The organism is Mycobacterium sp. OAS707 (assembly GCF_014873705.1).
In the GTDB taxonomy this organism is placed as follows: Bacteria; Actinomycetota; Actinomycetes; order Mycobacteriales; family Mycobacteriaceae; genus Mycobacterium.
This window is the reverse complement of record NZ_JADBDS010000002.1, coordinates 888,161-906,517: the sequence shown is the minus strand read 5'-3', so window position 1 is coordinate 906,517 and position 18,357 is coordinate 888,161. Positions and strand designations below refer to the sequence as shown.

General features: G+C 66.0%; 15 protein-coding genes and 1 pseudogene. 10 read left to right on the top strand and 6 right to left on the bottom strand.

Going from position 1 to position 18,357, the window contains the following annotated elements; all coding sequences use genetic code 11:
* Nucleotides 1-52: 52 nt before the first annotated feature.
* Nucleotides 53-1,504: an LLM class flavin-dependent oxidoreductase gene (locus tag GGC64_RS15155; RefSeq protein WP_192723311.1), complete on the top strand. Its 1,452-nt coding sequence runs from the start codon at nucleotides 53-55 to the stop codon at nucleotides 1,502-1,504.
* A 1-nt stretch (nucleotide 1,505) separates the two neighbouring features.
* On the opposite strand, the gene GGC64_RS15150 is transcribed toward GGC64_RS15155, so the two are convergent.
* From GGC64_RS15150 to GGC64_RS15140, 3 genes are read right to left on the bottom strand one after another with little or no spacing between them, the layout of a single operon-like run.
* Nucleotides 1,506-2,228, bottom strand: a complete 723-nt coding sequence (locus tag GGC64_RS15150; RefSeq protein ID WP_192723310.1) for a sirohydrochlorin chelatase — start codon at nucleotides 2,226-2,228, stop codon at nucleotides 1,506-1,508.
* Nucleotides 2,207-2,911, bottom strand: coding sequence for a phosphoadenylyl-sulfate reductase (locus tag GGC64_RS15145; RefSeq protein ID WP_192723309.1), 705 nt, complete (start codon nucleotides 2,909-2,911; stop codon nucleotides 2,207-2,209). Before GGC64_RS15145 ends, GGC64_RS15150 begins: the two co-directional genes overlap by 22 nt.
* A complete protein-coding gene (locus GGC64_RS15140; protein WP_192723308.1) occupies nucleotides 2,908-4,581 on the bottom strand; it encodes a nitrite/sulfite reductase in 1,674 nt (557 codons plus the stop codon). Before GGC64_RS15140 ends, GGC64_RS15145 begins: the two co-directional genes overlap by 4 nt.
* 304 nt (nucleotides 4,582-4,885) lie before the next feature.
* On the opposite strand from GGC64_RS15140, the gene hemW reads away from it, so the two are divergent.
* The 6 genes from hemW to GGC64_RS15110 all read left to right on the top strand — a co-directional run bounded on the left by hemW (nucleotide 4,886) and on the right by GGC64_RS15110 (nucleotide 12,331).
* On the top strand, nucleotides 4,886-6,058 hold the full coding sequence (hemW, locus tag GGC64_RS15135; RefSeq protein ID WP_192723307.1) for a radical SAM family heme chaperone HemW: 1,173 nt from the start codon (nucleotides 4,886-4,888) through the stop codon (nucleotides 6,056-6,058).
* Nucleotides 6,059-6,157: 99 nt separating this feature from the next.
* A complete protein-coding gene (locus tag GGC64_RS15130; RefSeq protein WP_192723306.1) occupies nucleotides 6,158-6,673 on the top strand; it encodes a sigma-70 family RNA polymerase sigma factor in 516 nt (171 codons plus the stop codon).
* Nucleotides 6,670-7,365: an anti-sigma factor gene (locus GGC64_RS15125; RefSeq protein WP_192723305.1), complete on the top strand. Its 696-nt coding sequence runs from the start codon at nucleotides 6,670-6,672 to the stop codon at nucleotides 7,363-7,365. Before GGC64_RS15130 ends, GGC64_RS15125 begins: the two co-directional genes overlap by 4 nt.
* 81 nt (nucleotides 7,366-7,446) lie before the next feature.
* Nucleotides 7,447-9,270 (top strand): ABC transporter ATP-binding protein, encoded by a 1,824-nt coding sequence (locus tag GGC64_RS15120; protein WP_192723304.1) that lies wholly within the window; start codon nucleotides 7,447-7,449, stop codon nucleotides 9,268-9,270.
* Nucleotides 9,267-10,997: an ABC transporter ATP-binding protein gene (locus tag GGC64_RS15115; protein WP_192723303.1), complete on the top strand. Its 1,731-nt coding sequence runs from the start codon at nucleotides 9,267-9,269 to the stop codon at nucleotides 10,995-10,997. The genes GGC64_RS15120 and GGC64_RS15115 overlap by 4 nt, the downstream gene beginning before the upstream one ends.
* Nucleotides 10,976-12,331: a salicylate synthase gene (locus tag GGC64_RS15110; protein WP_192723302.1), complete on the top strand. Its 1,356-nt coding sequence runs from the start codon at nucleotides 10,976-10,978 to the stop codon at nucleotides 12,329-12,331. The genes GGC64_RS15115 and GGC64_RS15110 overlap by 22 nt, the downstream gene beginning before the upstream one ends.
* 128 nt (nucleotides 12,332-12,459) lie before the next feature.
* On the opposite strand, the gene GGC64_RS15105 is transcribed toward GGC64_RS15110, so the two are convergent.
* Nucleotides 12,460-13,320 (bottom strand): LLM class F420-dependent oxidoreductase, encoded by an 861-nt coding sequence (locus tag GGC64_RS15105; RefSeq protein WP_192723301.1) that lies wholly within the window; start codon nucleotides 13,318-13,320, stop codon nucleotides 12,460-12,462.
* A 48-nt stretch (nucleotides 13,321-13,368) separates the two neighbouring features.
* Between GGC64_RS15105 and GGC64_RS15100 the strand changes: the two genes are divergently transcribed.
* Nucleotides 13,369-13,752: a nuclear transport factor 2 family protein gene (locus tag GGC64_RS15100; RefSeq protein ID WP_192723300.1), complete on the top strand. Its 384-nt coding sequence runs from the start codon at nucleotides 13,369-13,371 to the stop codon at nucleotides 13,750-13,752.
* On the opposite strand, the pseudogene GGC64_RS15095 reads toward GGC64_RS15100, so the two are convergent.
* A pseudogene (locus GGC64_RS15095) lies at nucleotides 13,753-14,540 on the bottom strand (helix-turn-helix transcriptional regulator). It abuts the gene before it with no gap.
* A 33-nt stretch (nucleotides 14,541-14,573) separates the two neighbouring features.
* On the opposite strand from GGC64_RS15095, the gene GGC64_RS15090 reads away from it, so the two are divergent.
* Entirely contained in the window at nucleotides 14,574-15,467 is an 894-nt protein-coding gene (locus GGC64_RS15090; protein WP_192723298.1) for a sterol desaturase family protein, read from the top strand.
* On the opposite strand, the gene GGC64_RS15085 is transcribed toward GGC64_RS15090, so the two are convergent.
* Nucleotides 15,464-15,769 (bottom strand): hypothetical protein, encoded by a 306-nt coding sequence (locus tag GGC64_RS15085; RefSeq protein ID WP_192723297.1) that lies wholly within the window; start codon nucleotides 15,767-15,769, stop codon nucleotides 15,464-15,466. The genes GGC64_RS15090 and GGC64_RS15085 overlap by 4 nt on opposite strands.
* Nucleotides 15,770-15,811: 42 nt before the next feature.
* Here GGC64_RS15085 and GGC64_RS15080 point away from each other — a divergent pair, with 42 nt between their 5' ends.
* Nucleotides 15,812-18,355, top strand: a complete 2,544-nt coding sequence (locus GGC64_RS15080; RefSeq protein ID WP_192723296.1) for an RNA helicase — start codon at nucleotides 15,812-15,814, stop codon at nucleotides 18,353-18,355.
* Nucleotides 18,356-18,357: the final 2 nt, after the last annotated feature.

The following is an 18,357-nucleotide window of genomic DNA, read 5'->3' as shown; positions in this document are numbered from 1 at the left end:
CTTTGAATGCAATCGGTGACCTCGGGACCGGAGTTCGGCAGCATTCCATCGAGTGAGCCGCATCATCCGATTCAACGCGTTCGACATGAACTGCGTCGCGCACCAATCGCCAGGCCTGTGGCGGCATCCCGACGACCAGTCCTGGCGCTACAAAGACCTCGGTTACTGGACCGAACTGGCGAAACTGCTCGAGCGTGGTCGGTTCGACGGCCTCTTCATCGCCGACGTTCTTGGCACCTACGATGTGTACGGCGCCAGCGACGAAGCGGCGATTCGACATGCCGCGCAGATTCCGGTTAACGACCCGCTGCTGCTGGTGTCAGCGATGGCGTTGGTGACCGAGAACCTGGGGTTCGGCATCACTACCGGTACCGGTTTCGAGCACCCGTACCCATTCGCCCGCCGCATGTCCACACTCGATCACCTCACCAATGGCCGCATCGGCTGGAACGTCGTCACCGGATACCTGCCCGCCGCCGCACGCAACATGGGGCAGACCGACCAGCCTGCGCACGACGCCCGGTATGACCACGCCGACGAGTATCTCGAGGTGCTCTACAAGCTGTGGGAAGGGTCATGGGAGGACGACGCCGTGATCCGCGACCGCGAACGCGGCGTGTTCACCAACCCGGCGAAGGTGCACCACATCGGGCATGAGGGAACGCATTTCAGCGTGCCCGGCGTGCATCTCGCCGAGCCCTCTCCGCAGCGCACACCGGTTATTTACCAGGCCGGCTCTTCGCCGCGCGGAGTGCGGTTCGCTGCCGAGAACGCCGAGGCGATCTTCACTGCGGCCCCGACGAAAGCGATTCTGCGCGAGGTGGTCTCGACGATTCGTCGCGAGCTGGAGCTGGCGGGCCGGGACCCGTACGCGGCGAAGATCTTCAACCTGACCACAGTGGTGACCGCTGAGACCGACGAGGAGGCACACGCCAAGCACGCCGAGTACTTGTCATACGGCGATCCAGAGGGTGCGCTGGTGTTCATGTCCGGGTGGATGGGTGTCGACCTCGCGCGCTACGGGCTCGAGGAGCCGATCGGCAATGCCGATTCCAATGCGATCCTGTCGGCCGTCGCCGCGTTTCAGTCCGCGGATCCCGACGGTCGAGAATGGGTCGTGCGCGACATCGCGGAGTGGGGCGAGATCGGCGGAATGGGTCCGCGCATCGTCGGTTCGGGGGTTCGCGTAGCCGACACCCTCCAGGAGTGGGTAGAGGAAACCGACGTCGACGGGTTCAACCTCGCCTACGCCGTCACGCCTGGATCGTTCAGCGATTTCGTTGACTACGTCGTGCCGGTGCTGACAGCCCGCGGCGCCTACCAGTCCGGCTATGCGCCGGGAACTCTGCGCAACAAGCTGTTGGGCAACGGCGACCGGCTACCTGACGAACACCGCGGCGCGCGATACCGAGTTGGCGGCCCGGCGTCAACCATCATCGAACGCCCGTCCACTGTGCCGTCCTCGTCATCGTCGGCCGCCCCGCAGCCGAGCAGAGGCAGATGAACTAGGCCGCCACCTGAGCGGCCAGTGCTTGATCGAAGCGATCCAGTACCGTGTCGGCGACCAGCCGATGCGGCCCAAGCGGTGCCGTCATCGGAATCCCTTGTGCCCGGGCATATTCGGCAACGCGATCGGTTATCCGGCCAGGTGCAAGGAACCAGGGCGCGATGACCAGACGTGAGGCCCCACGCTCGCGCAAGGTGTCGGCCGCCTCAGCCACCGTCGGGTGCGGGCCGGTGGCGAAGGCGGTGGTGGCGATCCAGTTCGTGTGTTGGACGAGATAGTCGGCCACCATGCTGGTTCGCGAATTGGCTTGGGGGCGTGAGGAACCGACGGCGGTAACGAGAACGCCAACGTCGGGGTCCAGATGCGAAACTCCCGCGTGCGTCATCCGTTGCCGAAGCACCGCGATGAGCCGGTCATCCTCACCGAGTACGTCGGCCTGCCGCGCGTCGATCCCGGACTCCGCGATCAGCGCCGGGATGTCGACGCGCGCGTGATACGCATCGGCGAGCAGCAGTGGCACCACCACGGCGTTGCGTCCCGTCGCGACCAACACGTCGCGTAGGTTCGGAAAGTTCTGCTCGCAGAACGCCACCCGCACGTCGACATCTCGTCGCATTCTGCGGATGGTGTTCGCGACCTCATGCGCCGATGCCGCCGAGCGGGGATCAGCAGACCCGTGCGCAGTGAGGATCAGAGCTGTCACGATGCGTGCAGACCGCATTCCGTCTTCGACAGGCCCGCCCACCGGCCACTGCGCGGATCAGCACCCTCGACGGGCTTCGCCGTGCACGGCGCGCAGCCGATCGACGGATAGCCTTCGAACACAAGGGGATTGACCAGCACGTCGTTGTCGTCGATATAGGCCTGCATGTCTTCGTCGGTCCACGCCGCTAGCGGGTTGATCTTCACCAACCCAAAAGCCTTGTCCCAGCTGATCAGCGGTGCGTTGGCACGAGTCGGCGCCTCGACGCGACGGATCCCCGTCACCCACGCGGAGTAGCCGCGGAGCGCCTTGCTCAGTGGCTCGACCTTGCGCATCCGGCAGCATTCGTTGGGCTCACGGGCGAACAGATCCTTGCCGAACAGCTCGTCCTGCTTTTCGACGGTGTTCTCCGGGGTGACGTTGACCACGTTGATGTCGTAAACCGCCTCGACCGCGTCGCGCGTGCCGATGGTCTCGACGAAGTGGTAACCGGTGTCGAGGAACAGCACGTCAACGCCGGGGCGGACCTTGGCTGCCAGGTCGACGAGCACCGCGTCCTGCATGTTGGACGCGACGATGTAGTTGCCGCCGAAGTTCTCGTCGGTCCACCGCAGCAGGTCCAGCGCGCTCGCGCCGTCCAACTCCGCGGCGCCCCGCTCGGCCAATGCCTGCAGGTCGGTCTCTGTAATCAGTTCGCTCATCGCAAATCCGCCTCGTCTGCTCGTACTGCCCACGTAGCGAAACGCTCACCCTGCTCGCGTTGTTTCACGAAGTTGCGCACCACTCTGTCGATGTAGTCACCCAGCTCGGTTGACAGCACCTTGTGCTGGCGCAACTTGCGGCCGAAACCGCTATCCAGGCCGAGGCTGCCACCCAGATGTACCTGGAAACCCTCGACCGGCCCGTCGCCGTCGTCGATCATTTGACCCTTGAACCCGATATCGGCGACCTGGATCCGCGCGCACGAGTTCGGGCAGCCGTTGATGTTGACGGTGATCGGCACGTCGAGTTGGGCGTTGATGTCCTCGAGCCGCTTCTCCAGCTCGGGCACCAGCACCTGAGCCCGGTTGCGGGTCTCGGCGAACGACAGCTTGCAGTACTCGATGCCGGTGCAGGCCATCAGGTTCTTACGCCACGACGACGGCCGCGACGGCAAGCCAAGCGCATCCAGGCCGGCGACCAGCGCGTCGAGCTTGTCATCGGGAACGTCGAGGATGACCAGCTTCTGGTACGGCGTCAGCCTGATCCGGTCGGAGCCCGCGGCTTCGGCGAGGTCGGCGACCTTGGTCAGGATGGTGCCGGTGACGCGACCCGCGATTGGTGCGACGCCGACGGCGTTGAGCCCGTTCTTCTGCCTCTGCACGCCGACATGGTCGATCGGATGCTTCAGCGGTTCGGGTGCCGGACCGTCGATCAGCTTGCGGCCGAGGTACTCGTCCTCGACGACCTGGCGAAACTTCTCGACGCCCCAGTCTTTGATCAGGAACTTCAGCCGCGCCTTGCTGCGCAACCGGCGATATCCGTAGTCGCGGAACACCGAGGTCACGGCCTCCCACACCTCGGGCACCTCGTCCAGCGGTACCCACACGCCAAGGCGCTGCGCCAGCATCGGGTTCGTCGAGAGGCCGCCGCCGACCCAAACGTCGAGGCCAGGGCCGTGCTCGGGGTGGTTGACGCCGATGAACGCGATGTCGTTGACCTCGTGCGCGACGTCCTGCAGGCCTGACACCGCGGTCTTGTACTTGCGTGGGAGGTTGGAGAACGACGGATTGCCGACGAAGCGGCGCACGATCTCGTCGACGGCCCAGGTCGGGTCCAGCACCTCGTCGAGCGATTCGCCGGCCAGCGGCGAGCCGAGCACCACACGCGGGCAGTCGCCGCAGGCCTCGGTGGTCTGCAGGCCGACCGCGGCGAGCCGCTCCCAGATCTGCGGCACGTCCTCGATGCGGATCCAGTGGTACTGAACGTTCTCGCGGTCGCTGATGTCGGCGGTGTCGCGGGCGAACTCGGTGGAGATTTCGCCGATCGTGCGCAGTGCGGCGTTCGTCAGCGCGCCGCCGTCGCAGCGCACCCGCATCATGAAGTACTTGGCCTCGAGGATGTCGGCGTTCTCGTCGCCGGTCCAGGTGCCGTCGTAGCCCTGTTCACGCTGGGTGTACAGGCCCATCCAGCGCATGCGGCCACGCAGATCCTGCTTGTCGATGCTGTCGAAGCCCTGCTTGGAGTAGATGTCGAGGATGCGCGCGCGCACGTTCAGCGCGTCGTCGTCACGTTTGAATTGTTCATTGGGGTTGAGCGGGGTGCGGTAGCCGAGGGCCCACTGGCCCTCGCCGCGCGGGCGCTTCACGGGCTTTGATTCCGCGGTGGTCATGTTGGTGTGGGCTCCTTATTGGAGCCGGATCGCGCGTTTCACCGGTGGGCTGTCCGGCGGCGCAGATCCGGCGGCCAGCTGAAGTACGGGGTGGGCTGGGTCCTGAGATCTAGCGCGTCAAGGCAGACAACAACAGGTACAAACGCGCTTGAGGTCGACATGCAGCCGCGCCACCAGGGATACACGCTGGGGGAATCGGACGGCAGTCACGTGGCCAATTGTGCCACGAATACCCACACCGGCCCTAACCGGGACAGATTTGCGCGCAGGGTGAGTAAAAGTCGGCTCTGGGAGACTGGTCTGCATGACAGTCCGAACGGCTCCTACTGAGCTGCCCGATCTGGCCACCACGCCAGGTCGGCCGTTCGGCATCTATATCCACGTGCCGTTCTGCGCGACGCGCTGCGGCTACTGCGACTTCAACACCTACACGCCCACAGAACTGGGTGGCGCGAACCCCGCCGGCTGGCTCGAAGCCCTGCGTGGTGAGCTCACTCTGGCGGCGACGCGGTTGGGGCCGCCACCCGTCGACACGGTGTTCGTCGGGGGCGGCACCCCCTCGATGCTCGGCGGCGACGGGCTGCCTTCGGTGCTCGAGGCGATTCGCGCACACTTCAGCCTGGCTCCGAACGCCGAGGTGACCACCGAGGCGAATCCGGAATCCACCTCGCCTGCGTTTTTCGAGCAATTGCGGACGGCGGGGTACACCCGGGTGTCGCTGGGCATGCAGTCCGTCGTCCCGCACGTGCTGGCAGTGCTTGACCGCGTGCATTCGCCGGGCCGGGCACTGGATGCGGTGCGCGAGGCCCGTGACGCCGGCTTCGACCACGTCAACCTCGACCTCATCTACGGCACGCCGGGGGAGTCCGACGACGACCTCTGCCGTTCGGCCGACGCGGTGATCGAGGCGGGCGTCGACCACGTATCCGGCTACGCGCTGGTGGTCGAGGACGGGACGGCGTTGGCCCGTCGGGTGCGGCGCGGCGAGATCGCGGCGCCCGACAACGATGTGCTCGCCCAGCGCTACGAGTTGCTTGACCATCGGCTGTCGGCGGCGGGGTTCGACTGGTACGAGGTCTCCAACTGGAGCAGGCCCGGCGGTGAATGCCGGCACAACATCGGCTACTGGAACGGCGGCGAATGGTGGGGCGCTGGGCCAGGGGCGCATGGGTATGTGGACGCCACGCGGTGGTGGAATGTCAAGCACCCCAACGCTTATGCGCAGTCGTTGGCCGACGGCCTGTTGCCGGTGGCCGATTTCGAGCAGCTCGATGACGCCACCCAGCACGTCGAGCACGTGATGCTGCGGCTGCGGCTGCGCGGCGGCCTGACCACAGCCGTGTTGGACGAAGCCGAACGAGCCCGCGCCGAAACGGCGATCGCCGACGGCCTCGTAGTGCTTTGCGCCGATCGGCTGGTGCTCACCGACCGCGGGCGGCTGCTGGCCGACGCGGTGGTTCGGGCGCTGCTGGCCTGATCGGCAATCCGCGAAAACCGCTTTGAACGATTCACCTACGTTGCATCGTTGTGCTCAGCGAAGGCCGACAGAAAGCAAGGGATGCGCGGGGCATGAAGCATGGCTGACGATTCCGAGCAGGCGGCGCTGCTGCGGGCTGTGCACGACGAGCACGGCCACACGCTGTTGCGTTACGTCTTGAGACTGACGAGGGGTGACATGCCGTTCGCCGAAGACGTGGTGCAGGAGTCGCTGCTGCGGCTCTGGCGCAAGCCGGAGGTGCTCGAGCAGCCCACCGACAACGTGCGCGCGTGGCTGTTCACCGTCGCGCGCAATCTGGTGATCGACGACCGGCGCAGCGCGCGATACACCCGCGAACTGCAAAGCGAATACCTCCCCGAGAGGGCGTCGCCCGATGTGATCGGGCCGGCTTTCGACAAGTGGATCCTGTCCGACGCGCTGACGTCGCTGTCGCCGGACCATCGCACCGCGATCGTGCGCGCCTACTATCTCGGCCAAACAGTGGCCGATATCGCCCAGCAAGAGGGTATTCCGGAGGGAACCGTCAAGTCCCGGCTTCACTACGCGCTTCGTGCGTTGCGAATTGCGTTGCAGGAAAGGGGGGTTGTCCGATGAACGATGACGACCTTGCCGAATGGGATGCCGCGTATGTCCTCGGCGCGCTCAGCCTCGAAGAACGGCGAACGTATGAGAGCTACCTTGCGGCCAACCCGGCGCGGGCAGCCGAACTCACCGAACTCGCCGGGATGCCAGGCATTCTCAACGCGTTGAGTCGTGACGAGGCGGTCGCGCTGACCGACCTTGCCGGTGCGCCGCCCGCGGAGCAGCGGCCCGACGACATCGCATCGCTCGCCCACGCGGCGGCCAAGCGGCAACAGCGCTCACGTCGCAGGTGGCTGGCGGGAGCGGCGGCATCGGCGGCGGCGCTGTTGATCGCGGGCGGCATCGTCGGGGCGACGGTGTTCGCCAATTCGCCGGCCCCGACACAGACAGTTGCGATGCAGGCGATGCAGCCAACCCCTCGCGGCGGGCTCACCGCCGAGCTCGCCGTCACCGAGAAGAAGTGGGGCACAGAGCTGAACTGGGCGTGCCAGTACACCAAGGACTGGTCGCGGAATGTCGCCAGCTACGACATCGTCGTGACGACCCACGACGGCGTGCAGCAGACGGTGGGTTCGTGGAAGCCGGCCGGAGATGAGGCGACGGGACTGTCGGCGGCGACGAGCATTCCCGCCAAGCAGATCAAGACAGTCGACATCCGGGTGTCCGGTAGCAACGAGCCGCTGGCGATCAAGACAATGCGCTAGCCGACATCGGGTAGCCCCCAAATTCCGGCGGCCGCGCACTAGGGTTAGGCAAACCTTACCTATGTGCCCGCTGGAGGCTGGATGACGGCTGTGCAAGAAACGCTCGAGGTCGAGTCGGAACGAGCCGAGAAGTCCACCGGACCCACAGGTCGCGCCAAGTTCGACGCACTGGCGTTACAGCAGTTGCTCGCTCCCGTTCGCGTCGCCACCGGCAGGGCCCAGCGGATCCAGCTGATTGCGTCGGCGGCGACTGTCGCACCGTTCGTCGGCATCGTCGAACTCGGCCGCGCGCTGCTGGCCGAGGGGCCGGTGAATACGGCGCGACTGTGGACGATCGTCGCGGTGGTGATCGCTGCGCTGCTGGTGCGCACGCTCGCCGGCGGGACGGCGTTGACGATCACGCATTTGGCCGACGTCGACCTGCAGCGCTCGCTGCGCCGCCGCATCGTCGAAACGTTGGGCCGGCTGCCCCTTGGCTGGTTCAGCGCCACATCTTCAGGTGAAGTCCGAAAAGCCGTCCAGCATGACGTCGGCGAATTGCATTATCTGGTAGCACATTCGGCCGTCGAGAAGGCCGGCGCGCTGGCTACGCCGCTGTTCGGCTTGACGTACTGCTGCTACCTGGACTGGCGGCTCGGCCTGTTGGCGCTCGCCCCCATCCCGGTGTATCTCGCGGTCTATTCGTGGCTGGGCCGCGACGCGCGCTCGCAGATGGAGAGGCTGGACCGTGGAATCGAACGGATCAGCGCCACCATCGTCGAGTTCATCGCGGGTGTTTCGGTGGTCAAGATGTTCGGCGAAGCGGGCAAGGCGCACAAGCGTTTTGCCGACGCGGCCGACGAGTTCAACGACAGCTTCGCCAACTGGATGGGCCCGCTCACCAAGGTCAAGGCCGCGACGTCGATCTTCATCGAGACACCACTGTTGTTGCTGGCCAACCTGGCAGGCGGTTACTGGTTCGTCCGTAGCGGCTGGATAGCGCCGATAGACATGCTCGGCTCGACGCTGGTTGCTATGACCATCCCCGCGGCCGTGTTGACCGTCGGATATTCCACCCATATCCAAAGGCAGGCGCAGGCAGCGGCGGGCAGGCTGCAACGGCTATTGCAAACGCCGACGCTGTCCCCGGTAAGGAATCCGCAAGTCCCCGAGGGCAACTCGGTCCAGTTCGATGCGGTGAGCTTCTCCTACGACGGGCAGCGGACCGTTCTAGACGGCATTTCGCTCACTCTGCCGCCTGCCACTATCACCGCGTTGGTCGGCCCGTCTGGCAGCGGTAAATCGACCCTTGCCTCCCTGGTGCCGCGGTTCCACGATGCGACTGCCGGAGCGGTGCGTGTCGGCGGAGCCGACGTTCGGGAGATCGACCCGGCGGTGCTGTATCGCCACGTCGGTTTCGTGCTGCAGGACGTCCAACTGCTCGGCATCAGCGTGGCCGACAACATCCGGCTCGGCAGGCCCGACGCCACTGACGACGACATCGTCAACGCAGCCAAGGCTGCCTACATTCACGATCGAATCATCGCTTCGCCCAACGGGTATGACGCGGTGGTCGGTGTAGACGCCCACTTCTCCGGTGGCGAGGCGCAGCGGGTGAGCATCGCCCGCGCGCTGCTGGCCGACACGCCGATCCTGGTGCTCGACGAGGCAACCGCGTTCGCCGACCCTGACTCCGAAGCGCAGATCCAGGCCGCGCTGTCGCGGCTGATCGTCGGACGCACCGTGCTGGTCATCGCGCATCGGCTCGGCTCGATCGTCAATGCCGACAGCATCGTCGTCCTCGACGCCGGCCGCGTCGCCGAGCAGGGCCGCCACGACGAGTTGCTGGCGCGGGGCGGTCAGTACGCCCGGATGTGGGCTGCCTACACGGCTGTTCAGGCCAAGGAGTGGGAGGTGGTCCAGTGATCAGGGGTTTTCTGCGCCTCCTCGGACCGCAGCGCGGCCGCATGTACGCGTATCTGGCATGGGTCACCGGCTACGGGCTGCTGCACGGCGCCGCGATGATCCTGCTGGTGCCGATCTCGGTGGCACTGTTCGACGAACGATATACAGATGCCGGGCGTTGGCTGGGCGTGCTTGCCGCCGTAGTGGTTGTCGGGGCGGTGGCCCATTATGTTCAGGCCACACTCGCGATTCGGATGGCGCTGGCGACGATGCGGCTGCTCCACCACCGGCTCGGCGACCACATGGTGAGCTTGCCGCTTGGCTGGTTCAACCGCGAGACTGTCGGTCATGTATCTCAGATCGCCGTCAAGGGAACGGTTTTCGTCGGCACGAGCGGGGCGAACCTGATCACCCCGGTGGTGCTGAACACCACCAGCGCGGCGACGGTCGTCGTCGGGTTGTTCGTCTACGACTGGCGCATCGGAGTGGTCGCGCTCATCGGCGGTGTGGTGCTCGCGGCGTGCGGGCGGTTCGCGTCGAGTCTGATCGCGGGCTCAGAAAGCCGAACACATGACGCGACTGTGCACGTCAACAGCCGCGTGATCGAATTCGCCCGCTGTCAGCCGGTGCTGCGGGCGTTCGGCCGTGCCGGCATGCGTTACGAACCGTTGGCTGACGCGTTCGAGGCCCAGCATCGTGTGGGTCGCAGCGCGCTGTGGCAATCGGTGGCCGGGCTCATGCTCAACGGCATTGCGGTACAAGCGGTTTTCTCGGCGCTGATCGCGGCGGGGGCGTGGATCGCGGTCGGCGGCGAAATCAATCCGATCACGCTGGTTGCCATTCTCGGCCTCGCCGCACGGTTCGCCTCGCCGCTTTCCGCGGTCGCCGAATACGGCTCGGCGATGCGGATGGCGGCCACTGAGTTGCGCCGCGTCACCTCGGTGCTCGACTCACCGGCACTCCCGGAACCGGCAGCGCCCCAAGCCGTGTCGAAGCGCGGCGGCGTGGAATTGGACCACGTGGCGTTCAGCTATCCGGGCCGCCAGGTGTTGACCGATGTCACCTTTGCCGCCGAACCAGGGACGATGACGGCGCTTGTCGGCCCTTCGGGCTCGGGCAAGACGACCATCACCAGGCTGATCGCCCGCTTCTACGATGTCGACGACGGAGTGGTCCGCGTCGGCGGCGTCGACGTCCGCGACCAGAGCACCGCCGATTTGATGGCCCAGCTGTCGCTGGTGTTCCAAGACGTCTACCTGTTCGACGACACGTTGTGGGAGAACATCCGCATCGGACGGCCCGATGCCAGCGATGCGGACATCGCGGATGCCGCCCGCACCGCCGGGTTGTTGCCGGTGATCGAGCGCCTGCCTGACGGGAAGCACACCCGGGTCGGCGAGGGCGGCTCTGCACTGTCTGGTGGTGAACGTCAACGGGTTTCAATCGCACGGGCATTGCTGAAACAAGCGCCGATCGTGCTGTTCGACGAGGCGACCAGCGCGCTCGACCCCGAGAACGAAGACCACGTCGCCGACTCGATCCGACGGCTTGCCAACAGCAGCACAGTGATCGTCATCGCGCACAAATTGTCGACGGTCACCGCCGCCGACAACATCGTCGTGCTGTCGGCCGACGGCCGCGTGCAGGACAGCGGCACACACGCCGAATTGATCACGCGCGGTGGGCAATATGGCCAGTTCTGGAAGCAGCGAGCAACAGCGAGTGGATGGGTGATGGTGACCAAGTGACGATCGAGACGAGCCCAGAAGAACTCTCGTACGTCATCCCGGCGGGCGTCACGCCCACCGACCTGGTGGCAGAACTCGCGAGTGCGGTGCCGGAGCGTGACGGCGAGGAGTACCTGATCTACGAGCACGACGGGCAGTGGATTCTCGCCAGCGGTGCGCGGACCCTCGTCGAGTTGGACAGCGACGAACTGCGGGTGGTGACCGACGGTGTTGTGCAGCGGCGGGCCTGGTGCGGTCAGGCTGGCGAAGCGCTTGGCGAGGTGATCGACCGGCTCCTGTTGGATGTCGATCGGGTGTTCGGTTGGGTGGCATTCGAATTCGGTGTTTATCGGTATGGGCTGCAACAGGAGCTACAGCCGGGCACGCCGCTCGCTCGAATCTTTGCGCCGCGCACACAGGTGGTGGTGACGAGCTCCGAAGTGGTCGTGGTCGGTGCCGATGACCGCTACATCGATGCGCTGCAGCGACTGCTGACCGATGGAGTATCGGCTGCGCCGCAGCCCAGCGCCGTCGATGTGCGCGAAGATGCCCGTGGCTACCGCGGGCGGGTTGGTACGGCGATCGGCGAGATCGCCTGCGGTCGCTACCAGAAGGTGATCCTGTCGAGGCGTGTTGACGTGCCGTTCGTGTTGGACTTTCCTTCGAGTTACCGCGTTGGTCGTCGACACAACACACCCGCGCGCTCGTTTCTGCTACGGCTCGGCGGTCTTCGGGCGCTGGGCTACAGTCCCGAACTCGTCGCGGCAGTCCATTGCGACGGGGTTGTGGTGACCGAACCGCTGGCCGGCACGCGCGCGTTCGGGCGTGGCGACGACCACGACCGCGCCGCTCGCGACGATCTCGAGTCGAACTCCAAAGAGATTGTCGAGCATGCTATTTCGGTGCGCAGCTCGCTAAAGGAGATCGCTGAGGTGGCTGAGCCGGGTACCGCGGTCGTGATGGACTTCATGACGGTGCGGGAGCGGGGGAGCGTGCAGCATCTGGGCTCGACGGTCCGCGGCCGGCTGCATCCCTCGAAAGATCGGATGGACGCGCTGGAGGCCCTGTTCCCCGCGGTGACCGCGTCGGGCATCCCGAAGGCGGAAAGCGTTGATGCGATCCTGCGGCTGGACGATGGCCCGCGTGGGCTGTATTCCGGTGCAGTGGTGATGTTCACGGCAGACGGTGGAATGGACGCGGCGCTGGCGTTGCGCTCGGCGTATGAGGCCGACGGCAAGACATGGCTGCGCGCGGGTGCCGGCATCATCGAGGAGTCGACACCGGATCGCGAATTCGAGGAAACATGCGAGAAGCTGACGACACTCGCGCCGTATCTGGTGCCGCGACGCACGTGAGGCGAGCGCGCGAGACTGGAGTTATCGTGATGGCCACTCGCACTTTTCCGCACCAACTGCGACTTCGAGGATGGTTTGCCCCCACGCGCGCTCGAGTTGATCGGCGGCGCGTGGTGTGAACCAGCTAGCTATGTCAGCGCGGCTGCCAGGCGCCGCCACTGCTCGCGCGGAAACGCCAGCGGCTCAGCGGTCAGGGCCTGAACACACACGTGGTCCGCACCGGCCTGCTTGTGCTCCTCGACCCGGCGCGCGACGGCCTCCTCGTCACCCCACGCGATGATCGCGTCGAGCAGGCGGTCGCTGACCGAGTCGAGGTCGTCCTGGGTGAAGCCCGAGCGCAGCAGATTGTTGGCGTAGTTCGGCAGGCCCGTGTAGGTACGCAGAAAATTGGCGCCGACGGACCGCGCCTCGTCGCGGCTGTCGGTGAGGAACACAGCCTGTTCTGGAAGCAACAACGGCCCGTCGCCGAGCACCTCACGTGCCGTACGGGTGTGGTCGGGTGTGACCAGGTACGGATGCGCGCCACGGGCCCGCGTGGCCGACAACTCGAGCATCTTCGGGCCGAGCGCGGCGAGTACCCGGTTCTCTACGGGTACCGGTGTGTCGGTGGCATCGATCGCGTCGAGGAACGCGCGCGTCGCGGCCAACGGCCTGCGGTAAAGGCCAGGCTCTCGCGTGTCGATCAAGGGCGCGTGACTGACACCGATGCCGAGCAGAAGACGCTCGCCATGCGCCTTCGTCAGCGAGGTGTATCGCTCGGCGACGTCGGATGGTTCGTGCATCCACAGGTTGAGGATTCCGGTCGCAACTACCGCCCGTTTGGTCGACGTCAGCAGATTGTCGATCGAATCGAACAGCGGGCCGCCGATGTCCGGAATCCACAATGCGGTGAAGCCGAGTTCCTCCAACTCAGCAGCGGCATCGGCGGCCTCACCCGGATCGCCGTAGCGCAGTTGGTTGCTCCACACACCGACACCTGCCAGGTCCATGCGCCCATCCTTTTCCGCTGATCGACAGCCTCACGCTACCGTCGACACATGGCATTGGATCCCGGCGCCGTCGGCCGCGCTTTCTCCGAGCATCGGTTCGACGTCGCGCTGCCGTACCTGGCCAAGGATGTGCGCTGGACGATCGTCGGCTACATGGTGCTCGAAGGCGCCGACGCGGTCCGACAGACGTGCCGCGACACCGCCGAAAGCCTCGAAGGCACCGAGACGGCCTACGACCGGTGTGTGGTCGTCGCCGGTTCGGACGCCGTCGCGGTCGACACCTTCGCCCGTTACACCCGCCCCGACGGGATGACCGCCGTCGCGAGTTGCGACATCTACGAGTTCAGCGGCGACGAGATCACTGCGATCACTTCGTATGCGGTGGAAGTGGATCCGGAGGATGCCGGCGCGCAGCCGCCGCCGCGCGCCTAGTCAGCTCAGCCGGACGCCGCGCCGAGCGATGATCGGAGCGATTCCGAACATTTCGTGCACCACGCGGTTGGCATGTGAGCTGTCCGAGAAACCCGCGCCATGGGCGGCATCGGTGAGAGTGCCACCGTCGCGGGCGATCTCCATGGCGCGCATGAGCCGTGCCCATCGGACATAGGCCGAGAACGACAATCCGACATCGCGTGCGAAGAGACGGCCGAGACGATCGGGCGATAGATGCACCGCGCGTGCGACATCGGTGAGCCGGACCGGCCCGGACAGCAAGTTCGGCAACAGGTCGATGGCGCGGCGGACGCTTGGATGCGACGGTTCGACGGCCATCGGCCCGTGTCGGCCTGTCAACTGCAGGAGGACCGTTTCGGCGGCCTGCTCGACCGGCATCGCCTCGTTGTACGTCGTGACGTGTTGGGCCGCGGCTATCCACGCGCGTACATCGTCTCGCTCAGTGTCGCTGAACAAGGCCGCCAAGCGCCGACCGGTCACGCCGGTGGCATCGACGTAGATCATCAGTCCCGTCGCGGCGCCCCCGTCGATGGCGTGTGCGGCGCCTGCGGGAATCAGCCCCGCCGAACCGTGCCCGCGACGACCGCTGCCGTCCGTGAGCGTCACTGACCCTGTTGCCGCGATCGCGATCTGCACGGCGGCGTGGTTGTGCGTGTGAGCCGTGCCCAGTTCACCGCGATAGACGAGCAGGCCAGGCTCGATCACCGCTATGCCGGACCATGTCACAAGGGGGAGTATGCACCGCACATGTCGACGGATCTGTACATGCGCGGGCTGTCGCCTGGCCGAAGACTGGCCGCATGGGGATTTCGCTTGCGCGATACGGCTTCGTGCCGGTGATGATGCTCGGCATCGGCGGCGCCGCAGTGCTGCTGGCACGCGCGCCGTCGCCTGAACTGTGGATGGCACTGCTGATCGTTGCGGCGATAGCGGTGTCGTTTGTCGTCGAACGGCTCATCCCGTATGCGGCGGAGTGGAACGGGCGGTCAGCCGACACCGGACGAGACGTCGCGCACGCGGTGGTCAACGAGTCGGCGTTCTTGCTTGTCGTGCTGGTCATTCCGGCGCTGGCGGTGCTCACCCCGTTTCATCGGTCGTGGCCGTCGGCGTGGCCGTTCCTGCTTCAGGTGTTGTACGCGGTCGTCGTCGCGGACATGGGTATCACGTTGGTGCACATGGCAAGTCACCGGATCGGCTGGCTGTGGCGGCTGCACGCCGTGCACCACAGCATCAAACGGTTCTACGGCTTCAACGGGCTGATGAAGCATCCGCTGCACGGGGCCGTCGAGTTGGCGGCGGGCACCGTTCCGCTGTTGATCATCGGCCTGCCGAAGTCGGTCGCTGACGCGCTGACGGTGTTGATCGCCGTGCAATTGTTGTTGCAGCACTCCAACGCCGATTACCGGGTCGGCCCACTGCGATACCTGCTTGCGCTCAACGAAGGTCACCGATTCCATCATTTGAAATGGGCGGGGATCGGCGACGTGAACTTCGGCTTGTTCACGTTGGTTTGGGATCACGCGCTTCGCACATTCTCGTTCGACCGGGACCGGCGCTTTCACAGCAGCGATCTCGGGATGGCGGCCAAACCGCACTACCCGGTGAGATACCTCGCGCAACTCGCCGAGCCGTTCCGCGCCAGCGGTGCATGCCACTTCGAGGACGTCCGTGCCGCCATGTCGGACATGTCCTAAACGTGAAGCAAGACGTCGCGATGAACGACGGTCGTGTCGCTGTGCTCGAGCACCGCGAGGGCTTCGGGTTCGACGACGGCCGTCGCGATGTCATCGCCTGCGAAGGAGCGGATCGCGTCGAGCGAGTCCCAAAGCGTGTGCGCGGTCAGTTCGACGAGCCCGTCGTCATCGCGGGCCAACAGGAACGCACCCGAGAAGCCGTCGAGTTCTTGCAATTGCGGGAGCAACGTCTGCCGAAAGTACGAGCTATACGCGTCGGCGCCTGACGTCGTCGCCCGCGCCGACCATGTTCTGACGATCACGATTTCAAACTAGCCTCCCTGTCAGGCACGCTTAGCTTCAATATGTCCACCACAGCTCCTGCCCTTCTCGACGATCCGGGCGACCTGTCCGCCCTGCGCGCGAAGGGCGGCGACGCCGACGAGCTGTTTGCCTCCTTCGCTGCGTGGGCCGAGGCGCAGGGCACCGTGCTCTACCCGGCGCAGGAGGAAGCGCTCATCGAGTTGGTCAGCGGTGCGAACGTCGTGATGGCGACGCCGACCGGTTCGGGTAAGTCACTGGTGGCCACCGGCGCGCTGTACGCGGCGCTGGCCGCCGGTCGGCGTAGCTACTACACGGCCCCGATCAAGGCGCTGGTCAGCGAGAAGTTCTTCGCTCTGTGTGACGTGTTCGGGGCAGCCAACGTCGGCATGCTCACCGGCGACGCCGCGGTGAACGCGGCCGCGCCGATCATCACGTGCACGGCCGAGGTGCTGGCCAACACCGCGTTGCGGGAGGGGGCGAATGCCGATATCGGCCTGGTGGTCATGGACGAGTTTCATTTCTACGGCGACCCCGACCGCGGCTGGGCGTGGCAGGTGCCGCTGCTCGAGCTGCCGAAGGCGCAATTCCTGCTGATGTCGGCGACGCTCGGCGATGTCACGTTTCTCCGCGAGGACCTGACCCGCCGCACCGGCCGGGCGACGGCGCTGGTGGCCAACGCCGAGCGCCCGGTTCCGCTGCATCACTACTACGCGACCACGCCGATGCACGAGACGATCGCCGACCTGCTCGACACGAACCAGGCGCCGATCTACGTCGTCCACTTCACTCAGGCCTCGGCGCTGGAGCGGGCCCAGGCCCTGATGAGCGTGAACGTGACCACCAAGGACGCAAAGGCCGCGATCGCCGACATGATCGGCGCGTTCCGGTTCTCCACCGCGTTCGGCGCCACGCTGTCGCGGCTGGTTCGACATGGGATCGGCGTTCACCACGCCGGGATGTTGCCCAAGTACCGACGGCTGGTGGAACAACTCGCACAGGCCGGCCTACTGAAGGTCATCTGCGGAACTGACACCCTCGGCGTCGGCATCAATGTGCCGATCCGGAGCGTTGTCTTTTCTGCTCTGTCGAAGTACGACGGCGTCCGCACCCGACTGCTCAACGCCCGCGAGTTCCACCAGATCGCCGGGCGCGCGGGGCGGGCAGGCTACGACACCGCAGGCACCGTCGTCGTCCAGGCGCCCGACCACGAGGTCGAGAACCTCAAGCAATTCGCGAAGGTCGCCGACGACCCGAAGAAGCGTCGAAAGCTGGTGCGGCGCAAGGTTCCCGAGGGCATGGTGCCGTGGAGCGAGTCGACGATGACGCGGCTGATCGAGGCCGCCCCCGAACCGCTGACGAGCAACATGCGGGTGTCGACGGCGATGATCCTCGATGTGGTCGATCGTCCGGGTGACCCGTTCGCCGCGATGCGTAGGCTGCTCACCGAGAACCACGAACCACGCAAGCGACAACTGCAGCACATCAGGGAGGCAATCGGCATCGCCCGATCGCTCTTGCAGGCCGGCGTGGTCGAGCGGCTTTCCGAACCCGAGCCCGACGGGCGGCGTTACCGACTGACCGTCGACCTTCCACCCGACTTCGCGCTCAACCAGCCGCTGTCGACATTCGCACTCGCGGCCGTCGGCGTGCTCGACCCGGAATCGGAAACCTATGCGCTGGATGTCGTTTCGGTCATCGAGGCCACCCTCGAGGACCCTCGCCAGATTCTGGCGGCTCAGCTGAAGAAGGCCAGGGGCGAGGCCATCGCAGCAATGAAGGCCGAGGGGATCGAATACGACGAGCGAATGGAACTACTGGACGACGTCACCTATCCCAAGCCGCTCGACGAGCTGCTGAGCCACGCCTTCGAGGTGTATTTGCAGAGCAACCCGTGGGCCGCCGACGGGCAGCTGTCGCCGAAGTCCGTGGTGCGCGAGATGTGGGAGCGGGCCTTCACTTTTCGGGAGTTCGTCAGCGTCTATGGGCTGACCCGCTCCGAGGGCGCAGTCCTGCGCTACCTCTCCGACGCTTTCAAGGCATTGCGGTCCGGCGTGCCGGCCGCCGCGCGGACCGAGGAGGTCACCGACATCGTCGAGTGGCTCGGTGAGCTTGTGCGCCAAGTCGATTCGAGTCTGCTCGACGAGTGGGAACAGCTGACCAGCCCGGACCAACCGCTGGACACGCCTGTCGCGGTCCCGGCTCGGCCGCGCCCGCTGACCGGCAACGAACGAGCGTTCACCGCGATGGTCCGCAACGCACTGTTCCGGCGGGTGGAGCTGTTCGCGCGGCGGCGCTGGCATGACCTCGGTGAGCTGGACCGCGCATCTGGGTGGACGTCCGAGCGCTGGGAGAAGGTCATCGATGCGTACTTCGCCGAGCACGACGACGTCGGCATCGGCGCCGACGCTCGGGGTCCGGCACTGCTGATCATCGACCGGCAGCCCGACGTGTGGCGGCTACGCCAGATCCTGGACGATCCGGCGGGCGACCACGATTGGGGCTTTGAGGTGGAAGTGGATTTGGAAGCCTCCGACGAAGAGGGCGCAGCGGTACTCCGTGTGATCGAGGCGGGACGCTTCGACTAGGG

What these genes read in the sequence shown, in the direction of transcription:
- GGC64_RS15150 (WP_192723310.1), bottom strand. Translation starts at nt 2,228, where the DNA reads ATGCGGTCTGCACGCATCGTGACAGCTCTGATCCTCACTGCGCACGGG.
- GGC64_RS15145 (WP_192723309.1), bottom strand. Translation starts at nt 2,911, where the DNA reads ATGAGCGAACTGATTACAGAGACCGACCTGCAGGCATTGGCCGAGCGG.
- GGC64_RS15140 (WP_192723308.1), bottom strand. Translation starts at nt 4,581, where the DNA reads ATGACCACCGCGGAATCAAAGCCCGTGAAGCGCCCGCGCGGCGAGGGC.
- hemW (WP_192723307.1), top strand. Translation starts at nt 4,886, where the DNA reads ATGACAGTCCGAACGGCTCCTACTGAGCTGCCCGATCTGGCCACCACG.
- GGC64_RS15130 (WP_192723306.1), top strand. Translation starts at nt 6,158, where the DNA reads ATGGCTGACGATTCCGAGCAGGCGGCGCTGCTGCGGGCTGTGCACGAC.
- GGC64_RS15125 (WP_192723305.1), top strand. Translation starts at nt 6,670, where the DNA reads ATGAACGATGACGACCTTGCCGAATGGGATGCCGCGTATGTCCTCGGC.
- GGC64_RS15120 (WP_192723304.1), top strand. Translation starts at nt 7,447, where the DNA reads ATGACGGCTGTGCAAGAAACGCTCGAGGTCGAGTCGGAACGAGCCGAG.
- GGC64_RS15110 (WP_192723302.1), top strand. Translation starts at nt 10,976, where the DNA reads ATGGGTGATGGTGACCAAGTGACGATCGAGACGAGCCCAGAAGAACTC.
- GGC64_RS15105 (WP_192723301.1), bottom strand. Translation starts at nt 13,320, where the DNA reads ATGGACCTGGCAGGTGTCGGTGTGTGGAGCAACCAACTGCGCTACGGC.
- GGC64_RS15100 (WP_192723300.1), top strand. Translation starts at nt 13,369, where the DNA reads ATGGCATTGGATCCCGGCGCCGTCGGCCGCGCTTTCTCCGAGCATCGG.
- GGC64_RS15090 (WP_192723298.1), top strand. Translation starts at nt 14,574, where the DNA reads ATGGGGATTTCGCTTGCGCGATACGGCTTCGTGCCGGTGATGATGCTC.
- GGC64_RS15080 (WP_192723296.1), top strand. Translation starts at nt 15,812, where the DNA reads ATGTCCACCACAGCTCCTGCCCTTCTCGACGATCCGGGCGACCTGTCC.